The organism is Hydrocoleum sp. CS-953 (assembly GCF_002260545.1).
GTDB lineage: Bacteria > Cyanobacteriota > Cyanobacteriia > Cyanobacteriales > Microcoleaceae > Trichodesmium.
The window spans coordinates 1-12,306 of record NZ_LGSU01001406.1; the positions used below are offsets into that span (position 1 = coordinate 1).

The 12,306-nt window shown below is 35.4% G+C and carries 7 protein-coding genes and 4 pseudogenes; 9 read left to right on the top strand and 2 right to left on the bottom strand.

Annotated features, from left to right (window positions below; genetic code table 11):
- Window positions 1-249: 249 nt before the first annotated feature.
- Window positions 250-2,040 (bottom strand): ABC transporter ATP-binding protein, encoded by a 1,791-nt coding sequence (locus tag AFK68_RS28310; RefSeq protein ID WP_094677048.1) that lies wholly within the window; start codon window positions 2,038-2,040, stop codon window positions 250-252.
- A gap of 2,883 nt (window positions 2,041-4,923) precedes the next feature.
- On the opposite strand from AFK68_RS28310, the gene AFK68_RS28325 reads away from it, so the two are divergent.
- The 9 genes and pseudogenes from AFK68_RS28325 to AFK68_RS46810 all read left to right on the top strand — a co-directional run bounded on the left by AFK68_RS28325 (window position 4,924) and on the right by AFK68_RS46810 (window position 11,829).
- A complete protein-coding gene (locus AFK68_RS28325) occupies window positions 4,924-6,144 on the top strand; it encodes a potassium/proton antiporter (protein WP_094677054.1) in 1,221 nt (406 codons plus the stop codon).
- Window positions 6,145-6,650: 506 nt separating this feature from the next.
- Window positions 6,651-7,226 (top strand): DUF3124 domain-containing protein, encoded by a 576-nt coding sequence (locus AFK68_RS28330; RefSeq protein ID WP_094677056.1) that lies wholly within the window; start codon window positions 6,651-6,653, stop codon window positions 7,224-7,226.
- 36 nt (window positions 7,227-7,262) lie between these two features.
- Window positions 7,263-7,403 (top strand): annotated as a pseudogene (locus tag AFK68_RS43680) (DUF3124 domain-containing protein); the annotation flags it as partial.
- 195 nt (window positions 7,404-7,598) lie between these two features.
- Window positions 7,599-7,739: pseudogene (locus tag AFK68_RS42770) on the top strand (DUF3124 domain-containing protein); the annotation flags it as partial.
- A 36-nt stretch (window positions 7,740-7,775) separates the two neighbouring features.
- Window positions 7,776-7,916 (top strand): annotated as a pseudogene (locus AFK68_RS43685) (DUF3124 domain-containing protein); the annotation flags it as partial.
- A gap of 554 nt (window positions 7,917-8,470) precedes the next feature.
- Window positions 8,471-8,887 (top strand): hypothetical protein, encoded by a 417-nt coding sequence (locus AFK68_RS28350; protein ID WP_143438381.1) that lies wholly within the window; start codon window positions 8,471-8,473, stop codon window positions 8,885-8,887.
- Between the two features lie 159 nt (window positions 8,888-9,046).
- On the top strand, window positions 9,047-9,532 hold the full coding sequence (locus AFK68_RS28355; RefSeq protein WP_094677062.1) for a DUF1269 domain-containing protein: 486 nt from the start codon (window positions 9,047-9,049) through the stop codon (window positions 9,530-9,532).
- Between the two features lie 619 nt (window positions 9,533-10,151).
- A complete protein-coding gene (mgsA, locus tag AFK68_RS28360; protein WP_094677064.1) occupies window positions 10,152-11,510 on the top strand; it encodes a methylglyoxal synthase in 1,359 nt (452 codons plus the stop codon).
- 46 nt (window positions 11,511-11,556) lie between these two features.
- Entirely contained in the window at window positions 11,557-11,829 is a 273-nt protein-coding gene (locus AFK68_RS46810; protein ID WP_094677066.1) for an aminotransferase class III-fold pyridoxal phosphate-dependent enzyme, read from the top strand.
- 195 nt (window positions 11,830-12,024) lie between these two features.
- Here the strand turns inward: AFK68_RS46810 and AFK68_RS28370 are convergent.
- A pseudogene (locus AFK68_RS28370) lies at window positions 12,025-12,306 on the bottom strand (serine hydrolase); the annotation flags it as partial.

Sequence of the window (12,306 nt, forward strand, 5' to 3'; positions counted from 1 at the left end):
GTAGGGGTTTGGTTTCCAAATCCCATTTTCGCTAACTAAGCATAAGTAATACTATATAGAACCATAAATGATTTGTGAAAAAAAATTGTAGGGGTTTGGTTTCCAAATCCCATTTTCGCTAACTAAGCATAAGTAATACTATATAGAACCATAAATGATTTGTGAAAAAAACTTTTGGTTTCCAAATCCCATTTTCGCTTGGGTTTGGAGACCAAACCCCTACGATAAAATGTAACAACCTAAAACTTACTAACTAACTAATCTTAAACCAGATTGTACGCGCCATAAACTACCATAAATTCCTGACTTTTCTAATAATTCTTCATGGCGACCAAATTCTACTATTTTGCCATGTTCCATGACATAAATACAATCGGCATTTCTGATAGTTGAAAGACGGTGAGCAATAGCAATAGTTGTTCGATTTTGAGTGATTTTTTCTAAAGATTTTTGAATAGCTGCTTCAGTTTCATTATCCACTGCTGAAGTTGCCTCATCAAGTATTAGAATAGGAGGATTTTTTAACACCGCCCTAGCAATAGCAATTCGTTGTCTTTGACCTCCTGATAATTTCTGTCCTCTCTCCCCAACAATAGTATCGTAACCCTGGGGTAATTGATTAATAAAATCATCCGCCTCAGCAATTTTAGCTGCTGCAATAATCTCTGGCAAAGTCGCATCAAAAGAACCATAACTAATATTTTCTGCCACAGTTCCATGAAATAGAAATACATCCTGACTTACTAAACCTATTGCCCGCCGTAAATCTTGTAAATTAATTTGATTTATCTCTATTCCATCAAGAGTTATTTTGCCTGACTGAGCTTCATAAAACCTCAGTAATAATTTGACTATTGTACTTTTTCCCGAACCTGTTGAACCGACAATTCCAATAGTTTTTCCTGCTGGAATTTTCAGGGAAATATTTTCCACAACTGGAAATTTTTCCTGATAGGCAAAAGTAACATTTTCTAACTCTAATTCTCCTTTAACCGACTCAACAGATAAAGGTTTATCTCCAGGATGAATAGTAATTGGAGTATCCAATAAATTCATCACCCGATTAGTAGAAGCCATACTTCTTTGATATAAATCAAGAGTTTGCCCTAAACGAGTTAAAGGCCATAATAATCGTTGAGTTAAAAATACCATGACACTATAAGTACCGACGGCTAATCTACCAGCAACTGCTTCTAATCCACCTAATAATAAAGTTGCCACAAAACCGATAAAAATTATAATTCTAATTAGAGGTACAAAAGCAGCAGAAAAAGTTATAGCCCTTCTATTACTGGTTTTATAAGCATTACTTTCTTTGGTAATTCTTCCTACTTCATAATTTTCTGCTGTGAAGCTTTTAATTGTGGTAATTCCTGAAAGATTATTAGATAATTGCCCACTTAATAAACTTACACTTTCTCGAACTTCAGCATAACGAGGAGCAAGAAATTTTTGAAACCAAATTGAACCCCAAATAATAAACGGCATTGGTAATACTGCCCACCAAGCAACACTAGGAGCTAAAACAAAAAAAGCACCGCCAATAATTATGACTGTTACTGTTACTTGAATTATTTCATTTGCCCCTACATCCAAAAATCTTTCTAACTGATTAATATCATCATTTAAAATTGCCATTAAATTCCCTGTACTACGTTCTTCAAAATAGGCTAATTCTAAATCTTGTAAATGACTGTAAGTTTCAATGCGTAGATCGTGCTGAATATTCTGAGCCAAATTTCGCCAAAGTCGCTCATAAGCATATTGAAAAATTGATTCTAATCCCCAAACAATTAAACTAAGAAATGTCAAAGCCAAAAGTTGCCCAAAAATATCTTTAATTCCCCATTGAGCAATTAGAGAATTTTCTTGTTTAACAACAACATCTACTGCTGCACCGATTAAAACTGGAGGTGCTAGGTCAAAAATTTTATTTAAAATTGAACAGATAACCGCTTGCCAAATTTGAGTTTTATATTTACCTCCATAGTTAAGTAAGCGGATAAAAGGATGTTTTGGTTTAAATGTTGTTTTTGACAATGTAATCCCCTGATAAAATTTTTACGAAAATATTCTAAATGTAATAAGCATTCAGCTATTATAGCAATCCAAAATAGGCTTTCAATAATTAATAATTAATAATTAATAATTACCTCTTCTGTAATAGAAGGATTGGCGCTCAAGGAATTTTTTCTTCTCTTGGTCGAGAAGAGACTTTATACNATATTTCATAATTTTTAGGTCGGAAAAAAGTACGATTTTTTTGTTATAAAAAGCTGCAAAAAGTTAGGATTTTGGGTTGACGCGAGGCAGAAAAATAAAGGGATAATTCTTCTTCCTACCTCCTCTAATACCATTTATCAAAAACTTTTCTACATTTGATTGAAGTACAGGAGTAGGGGAGTATTCAATAATTAATAATTAATAATTAATAATTACCTCTTCTGTAATAGAAGGATTGGCGCTCAAGGAATTTTTTCTTCTCTTGGTCGAGAAGAGACTTTATACCTTAATTTTAATGTTTTATCGTAGGGGTTTGGTTTCCAAACCCAATCGAAAATGGGATGAAAAGACCAAATCCCTACAGTTTTTTTCACAAATTATTTAGGATTGATATAACATAGTTGCTAGTAATTATAATGGATCTCCTAAAATAATCACCATATATCAATCGTGAAAATCCTCAAATCTAGAAAAATTATGAAATTATTAGTAAGTATTTCCTGGGTCATGCTGCCCAAACAGTTATTAGCACTCAGCTCTTCCTGCGGAATGCTACGCAAACAGCAATAAGACCCTGCTCTTAAAGCTATCCATTAGCAATGGATTATTGATAATTTATCATTAATCAATTCGGCTTTATTACCGAAATATTGTGGTTTAAAGCCTCCCCTTTTAAGGGGATAATAAATAAAAATTTTCCTGTTCGTCAATCCTCTTCTTTNATTGTGGTTTAAAGCCTCCCCTTTTAAGGGGATAATAAATAAAAATTTTCCTGTTCGTCAATCCTCTTCTTTTCAAGGAGAGGTAATTCTTAATTCTTAATTCTTGAATTTCTGTTTCAAGAGACAAAAAATAGATTTTCCCTTCCTCTTCCTTCTTACTTATTCTTTACTTGATATAGCAGTCGAAGCAAAGAGCGCGGACATTTCTAAATCCTGTTTGCGCAGCATAACCTAGGAAAATCCTTTGACAGTTTACTATTCCCTATTCCCTATTCCCTATTCCCTAGCGCGTAGCGCTATAAAACAAATAAATTATGCGTTTTCCATTAAATAGATTTTTGCCTTCTTCTTCTTTCTTCCTTCTTTCTTCCTTCTTCCTTCTTCCTTCTTCCTTCTTCTTTAGTAGTGGAATATCTAATTTATCTAGTTCTAGCCAAAGTATGGCTACTATACAAGCCCAAGGTTTTCTAGATAACCGTCCCGACTTTTTTGATAAAGGACGACTCCAAATGGAGCAAGAAATAAAACAACTAGAACAACAAAATCCCCAACCTATATTAACAATTGAATCAGGACAAATACAGTGGCAAAATATTATTTTTAAAGAAGGTGGCTTCTCAATCTGGATGCCTGCTGGAACTATGACTGAAGAAACAGAAATTATTGAAACTGAGAAGGGGAAAATTAAATTTAAAGTATTTGCAACTCATCCAACATCAGCAAGATTTGTAGTTGCTTATTCTGATATTTTAACCAGTCAACAATTAGCCAATAAACAAAATATATTGCCCAACTTTCAAAAGAAAATTGTTGATGTAACAGGTTTTGAATTAAGTAGCGATCGCTCCTACAATTTAGGAGATATTCCAGGTAGAGAATTTGTGTTAAAAAATGACGNAATTTAAAGTATTTGCAACTCATCCAACATCAGCAAGATTTGTAGTTGCTTATTCTGATATTTTAACCAGTCAACAATTAGCCAATAAACAAAATATATTGCCCAACTTTCAAAAGAAAATTGTTGATGTAACAGGTTTTGAATTAAGTAGCGATCGCTCCTACAATTTAGGAGATATTCCAGGTAGAGAATTTGTGTTAAAAAATGACGCTGAAACTATTACATTCAGAATTTATTTAGTAGAGCAACGCTTGCATCTTATCGGTGCGAGTGAAACAGCAAAAGATAATCAAATAGCTGGAGCAGTAGTAACTTTTTTAGATTCATTTAAGCCAAATTAGAATTATTATCATTTTTTCTTCGAGCCAATACTTTTTCAAACTTTCCATTGTTCTCTTTTCTCTCAAACATTTAATTTTCTGTTCTCAAATCAATTTTTAGCAATTAAAAATTACCTCGTCTGCAAAAGTAAAAAGTAGTAGATTTGCAATAATTGTAGCAGTAGTCAAAAGTAGGGTGCGTTAGGCGCTTTTTCCTCAGAGAATTTGTCCCTGAAAAATCTAATTGCGCCGTAACGCACCATTTTCATGTAAGTAAAAAAAATATACCTTTTGCGGTACATGACGCTTTTCTAACACACCCTACTGGCGTGTCAAGCTTAAAATGGTGGAATAGATTTTTGATGTCAAGCTTTGAAAAATTAGCATCGTACCATTTTCCTAAACTAACATTTAAGGCTTGACATGGCACTACTAGACTAACAATTACTTGAAAATTTAAAAATTACATATTTTTTCGGATGAGTTTTTCCTTGACCTANTACTGGCGTGTCAAGCTTAAAATGGTGGAATAGATTTTTGATGTCAAGCTTTGAAAAATTAGCATCGTACCATTTTCCTAAACTAACATTTAAGGCTTGACATGGCACTACTAGACTAACAATTACTTGAAAATTTAAAAATTACATATTCTGCGAAAGAAGAGGATTAATTAAAAGAAGAGACTGTAAACTTTAATGATTAATTATTAATTATTTAGTCAGTGCTATATAATTTTCCGAGAAAAATCTAATTAAATTTGATGATTCCAGTAGAACAATTATTTATAGGTGCAGGGGTGCTTTTGCTAGCTGGTATTATTGCGAGTAAAGCAGCTAATAAGTTAGGAGTACCAGCTCTACTATTATTCCTTTTAGTCGGAATGCTAGCAGGTTCAGAAGGCATTGGTGGTATTGAATTTGATAATCCAATGCAGGCAAAATTGATTGGAGATTTAGCACTAACTTTGATATTATTTGCTGGGGGACTGGATACACAATGGACTCAAATTAGACCTGTTCTCTGGAAAGGTCTAACACTTTCAACTGTTGGCGTAGGAATTACTGCCTTACTTTTAGGTTCATTCGCTTGGTTTATGCTTGGGTCTTTTTCTGATTTCAACATTGGACCTGAAGGTATTACTTGGTCAGAGGGACTATTATTAGGGGCAATTATCTCCTCAACTGATGCTGCTGCAGTTTTTTCTGTACTCAGAACTAGCAAGTTAGGACTGAAGGGAGACCTACAACCACTACTAGAACTAGAATCAGGAAGTAATGACCCAATGGCAGTTTTGTTAACTGTCCAAATAGTCGAAATTTTATCCACTGGGGATACTTCCATCATTAAATTATTGCTTTCACTATTCTTGCAAATAGGAGTAGGTGGAGCATTTGGTTATGGTATGGGGCGTGCCATAGTATGGGTGGTAAATCATTTGCGCTTGAGTTCCCAAGGTCTCTACCCAGTTGCCACTCTCGCAATGGCAATGCTGACATACGGGATTACAGATTTATTTGGTGGTAATGGTTTCTTAGCAGTTTATATTGCTGGAGTCGTGATGGGAAATTTCCGCTTTATGTACTCAGAAACTATTCGTAGTTTTCACGATGGTTTATCTTGGTTAATGCAAATCGTGATCTTTCTAACTTTAGGATTATTAGTATTTCCTTCCCGTCTCTTACCTGTAGCTGGTGTTGCTATAGTAATTGCCATATTTCTCATATTTATTGCTCGTCCTGTTAGTGTATTTATTTGTTTGGTTTTGAGTCGGTATTCTTTACGAGAAAAATTATTTATTTCGTGGGTAGGGTTGCGGGGTTCTGTGCCAATTATTCTGGCAACATTTCCAGTAACTGCTGGTATTTCAGGTGGACGTAGTATTTTTAATGTTGTATTTTTTATCGTGCTAACTTCAGTTCTAGTTCAAGGTCTGACTTTAGCTCCTGTTGCTCGATGGTTAGGTTTAGCAGAATCAAATTAGACCTTTCCGGAAAAGAGGGAGTAGGGAGTAGGGAGTAGTGGACTGTTTCAACTAAAATAGTGCATTAGGGAGTAGGGGAGTAAGGGAGTAGGGGAGAAAGATTTTTGTTGGGTTTTTCCGTTGGAAATGCTTCGCAAACGTCCCATGCTGCGCAATGCTAACGCAAACAACCNGGGAGTAGGGGAGAAAGATTTTTGTTGGGTTTTTCCGTTGGAAATGCTTCGCAAACGTCCCATGCTGCGCAATGCTAACGCAAACAACCCAACCTACATCTATTGCACCATTTAAGGTGTGTCAGTCTAGTAGGGGGAAATAATTGATGATTTATACGCGATAATTGATTTTATTTTCGATTATCACCAGAGGTTTATTAGACCTCTCCAGAAGATAAGCTAGAGTTGTAAAATTCAGTGCTTTATTCATAAAAATACATTCCCTGTTCCCTGTTCCCTCTTCCGTCTATTAATAATTTCAACTGATTTATCTCACTAATATTGACAAGAAAAATGAAACAAATCTTCCAGTGTATTTTTCTCACAATTGCTATAACATTACTTTGGTCTTGTACTTCTACTCAGATTATCCAACAACCACTAAGTCAATCAAGTCAGGATAATAATACTGCCATTGCTGTTAATTCTCCATCTGCCCAAGAAACAGAAATTATCCTGACTGAAAACTTAGAAATAGCTACAGGACAGACTATTTATGTTCCGATATATTCTCATGTATATTACGCTAATCAACAACGAATTTATAATCTATCAGCAACTCTAAGTATTCGGAATACTGACCTGACAAATTCGATAATTATTACTGCGGTAAAATATTATGATACAGATGGAAAATTAGTTAAACAATATGTGCAAAATCCATTAAAATTAGGTCCTTTAGTTTCACGGGATTTTTATTTAGAACAAAAAGACACAACTGGAGGTTCCGGAGCAAACTTTTTAGTAGAATGGGTAGCAGAAAAACAAGTAAATGAACCAATAGTTGAAGCCGTAATGGTTGGTGTTTCAGGCAGCCAAGCTGTGGCATTTTCTAGTTCAGGTAAAGTGATTCAAAACAAGATAAAATAAGTGATAAATAGTTCAGTAGTTCAGTAGGGTGTGTTNGGAGCAAACTTTTTAGTAGAATGGGTAGCAGAAAAACAAGTAAATGAACCAATAGTTGAAGCCGTAATGGTTGGTGTTTCAGGCAGCCAAGCTGTGGCATTTTCTAGTTCAGGTAAAGTGATTCAAAACAAGATAAAATAAGTGATAAATAGTTCAGTAGTTCAGTAGGGTGTGTTTTGCTGCGCAACATGAAAGGCGCTTTTTACTCAGAGAATTTGCCCTTCAAAAATCGGCGTTGCGCCGTAACGCACCATTTTCATGTAAGTTAAAACAAAAAAATATAACTTTTACGGTGCGTTACGCTTCTCTAACGCACCCTACTAGACTGGAGGTTCAGGAGCAAACTTTTTAGTAGAATGGGTAGCAGAAAAACAAGTAAATGAACCAATAGTTGAAGCCGTAATGGTTGGTGTTTCAGGCAGCCAAGCTGTGGCATTTTCTAGTTCAGGTAAAGTGATTCAAAACAAGATAAAATAAGTGATAAATAGTTCAGTAGTTCAGTAGGGTGTGTTNGGAGCAAACTTTTTAGTAGAATGGGTAGCAGAAAAACAAGTAAATGAACCAATAGTTGAAGCCGTAATGGTTGGTGTTTCAGGCAGCCAAGCTGTGGCATTTTCTAGTTCAGGTAAAGTGATTCAAAACAAGATAAAATAAGTGATAAATAGTTCAGTAGTTCAGTAGGGTGTGTTAGGCGCTTTTTACTCAGAGAATTTGCCCTTCAAAAATCGGCGTTGCGCCGTAACGCACCATTTTCATGTAAGTTAAAAGAAAAAAATATAACTTTTACGGTGCGTTACGCTTCTCTAACGCACCCTACTAGAGTAAAGAAAGTATAGTCGATCCAGAACTAGATGTTTATCTGAGTATTGCTGGTTTAAAACAAGAACAACAAGACGAATGTTGATATAAAATTATAAAGACAAACTTAAGAATTAAGAATAACTCGCTCTGATAGGATATTGGTTAATGTTGTGGATTCAAATTTGGCAATCTGGAAGAAACATTATGAATNCACCCTACTAGAGTAAAGAAAGTATAGTCGATCCAGAACTAGATGTTTATCTGAGTATTGCTGGTTTAAAACAAGAACAACAAGACGAATGTTGATATAAAATTATAAAGACAAACTTAAGAATTAAGAATAACTCGCTCTGATAGGATATTGGTTAATGTTGTGGATTCAAATTTGGCAATCTGGAAGAAACATTATGAATCAGAAAATAGACAATCTTCGTACTAATCTCCAGACAAAATTGGATGAGATAGCTAGTCAAGTTGAAAAAGTTAAGGGCAGTTTAAAGGTAGCTTCCAAAGAAGCTGAGGAAACCATCAAGTCCAAAATGAATGACACAAAAGCCAAATTAGAAAGTAAAAAGCAAGAAATTGCTGATTCTAAGGCTAAGTTGGAAGAACGCATTCAAACAAAGAAATCAGAGGTAGCATCTCAAATTGCCGACTGGAAAGCCAAGCGAGAACAAGACAAGCTAGTAGCTCGTGCTAACCGTGCTGAAGAGTATGCTGCTGCGGCCATTATGGTTGCATTGGCCGCTATTGACGAAGCAGAAGTAGCAACTTTAGAAGCGGTAGCAGCACGCATGGATGCTGATGAAGTAGTAGGTAATTGACATACTTCCGACGCTTAACTTTTTAGGAGGTTAACAACGGCAACACCGCCGTGGTTGCCTGAAATTATCCATCGGGGCTAACTACTGAAGTCAAAGAATTGCACATTCTTTGTCATATAATCTAAATGGATGTTTGATTTATTCGATAGGAGATATTAAATGGCAACTCTAACAGTATTAAAATTCCCAACTGCTGACGGTGCTGAGAAAATGATTAGTATTTTGGATGACTTACAAAAACAGGAACTAATCAAAATTCAAGATGCAGCAATTGTGAGTTGGAAAGAAGGAAAGAAAAAACCCAAAACTAATCAACTATATGACCTGAAAAAACTAGGTGCTTTGGATGGTGCTTTCTGGGGGATGCTCTTTGGCATCATTTTCTTTGTGCCAATTTTTGGAATGGCTATTGGCGCTGCAATGGGAGCCTTGAGTGGTTCCTTTAAAGATATTGGCATTAATGATGATTTCATTGAAAAAATCCGCACTCAAGTAACTGAGGGGACTTCTGCATTATTTTTGTTAAGCACAGATGCAGTTAAAGATCGGGTAGAAGAGGCAATTAAAGATATCAAGTTTGAAATTCTGGCAACTAACCTGCCAAAAGAGGAAGAAGAAAAATTGCGTGAAATGTTTGTTCACTAACTTGCATAAATCTGGAATTATATCATGTCCGGTAGCATCAGTATTGTATGGATAAAGTAAGGAAGAAGGAAGAAGGAAGAAGAAAGAAGNTCTGGCAACTAACCTGCCAAAAGAGGAAGAAGAAAAATTGCGTGAAATGTTTGTTCACTAACTTGCATAAATCTGGAATTATATCATGTCCGGTAGCATCAGTATTGTATGGATAAAGTAAGGAAGAAGGAAGAAGGAAGAAGAAAGAAGTAGTAAGAGAAGGAAAAATCTTGGATAAGGTAGATATTTCCCCAACTTTTACACAAACGATACCAACGGACATGATATTACCAAGATTTTAAACTCAATTTACTTCTAATACTAACAGTAGGGGTTTGGTTACCCAACCCCTACAAAATAGATAGTATATGGTAGGTAAAATAGCGTTCAGCGGTCAGCTTAGTTATTAAACCGCTGTTTGTGTAGCATTCCGCAGGAAATGTTTACGCTCTTATAATAAATATAGTATATTAATCAGGACTTACGCAGAACTACCATATCTAGTAGGGGCGAACGGCCGTTCGCCCCTACAACTGGTGTATAATTGACTATTGTGCGTAAGTCCTGTGAATTATAGGACAAAAAAATTATGGCAAATACTATTGCTTTACTTGCTTATGACAGTAAAAAAGACAACTTAGTTGAATTTGTCAGGAAACATAAAATTGTACTATCTCGCTATCAATTAGTAGCGACAGAAAACACTGCCCAATATATTTTACAAGAAACAGGCATAGAAATAAATTCTGTCTTAGCAGGTCCCTTGGGAGGAGATGCTCAAATAGCTGTAGAAGTAACTACGGGTAATGTAGTTGCTGTTATTTGTTTGGTAGACTACTTATTCTCTCAATCTTATGAACCCGATATCCAATTATTATTACGTTTGTGTCAGGTACATAATGTTCCTATTGCAATCAATATTGCCACTGCCGAAACTATTATTAACAGTTTCATTCAAACCACTGTTGCTCACCTGATATTTAATCCGATATCTGGTCAAGGTAATGCTCAACAAGAATTATCATTAATTAAATCACTTCTTGAACCTTATCTACATTTATATATACATCAAACAACTCCAGAGAAAACAGCAGCAGAATTAACAGAATTAGCGATCGCTAAACAAGCAGATATAATTATTGCTTCTGGAGGAGATGGTACAGTTTCTGCTGTTGCTGGAACTTTAGTCAATACAAATATTCCTCTGGGTATAATTCCCAGGGGAACAGCTAACGCCTTTTGTATGGCATTAGGTATTCCTAGTATTACACCCATCAGAAGTGCTTGCGATGTTATCTTGGCAGGCAAAACTCGCGTTATAGATGTTGGTCGTTGCAATGAACGTACCATGATTTTATTAGCAGGGGTGGGATATGAAGCAGAAACTATAGAAAGAGCAGACCGGGAAACCAAAAACCGTTGGGGAGTGCTTGCATATATGATGGCAGGTTGGGATCAACTAAAAGAACAACAACTTTTTGATATTGAAATAGAAATTGACGACGTTACCAAAACTTTTCAAGCAGGAGCTATTACTATTGCTAATGCAGCTCCACCCACATCATTTTTAGCTCAAGGTTTGGGAGAAGTAGTTATGAATGATGGTTTACTGGAAGTAATGATAATTACCTCCAATAGTAGACTGCAAGCAGTTAATGCTGGAGTTAGAATGTTCGGGTCAGCAATATTTAAAACTCCTGCTCAACATGAAGATACTATTGGTTTGCGAACAAAACGGGTAAAAGTCAGTACAGAACCACCACAAAAAGTTGTACTTGATGGTGAAATTATTGGCACTACTCCTATTGAGGTAGAGTGTATTCCGAGTGGGTTAATTGTGCTTGCTCCACCAACTAATGAAACTGAAGAAAAATCTGCCTGGGGTTTTCTCTCTTTCGGAAAAAGAATGAAAAATCAGGGGTTGGAAAATGATGATTTGAAGGATTAGTGTAGTAGGCCGTCTGGACTAAAATTGTGGGTAAAAAACCTAAAATATTCTACAAAATTGGAAATGTGGAAATCCTGTTTCTTGTGCAGCAGGTAAAGCAGTTTTAGAGACAATTGAAAGGGAAAATTTACAACAAAATTGTTCTCTAGTTGGAGATTATTTACTCAAAGGTCTGAATAATTTACAAGACAAATATGAATGTATTGGGGATGTTCGTGGTTATGGATTAATGGTCGGTATTGACTTAGTTAAAAATCGGGAAAAAAAGAACCAAATTCTGAACTTACATCTCAAGTTCACGAAGTATCAAAAGATTTAGGATTAATTATTGGTAAAGGTGGTTTATATCGTAATATTTTACGGATTAAACCACCACTTTGCATTACAAAAACAGATGTAGATTTTATTGTTAAAGTTTTGGATTTTGCTTTGAATTATTGTCAGTAATAATTAATCTAAATCCATTAATTATCAATTATCCATTATCAATTATCCATTATCCATTATCCATTAATTAAAGTAGACCCTCATTATCAACCAGATATTTTGCCAACTTATTAATACATTTACGAATTTGAGGGTCTCGTCCGCCACGACTATCTATTACAGTCATTACATAAACTTCACCATCAATACTCAACCCCAAAGTAGTACCCAGAGCGCGAGAATTTTCTCCAGTTTTTTCACCCAACCATTTAACTTCTGGTAATTTTTCTAAACCAGCATATCCCAATAACCTATCCTTCTGATTAGCCAATGCCTCTATCAATACATCAGAATTGGGATACTCGCTATT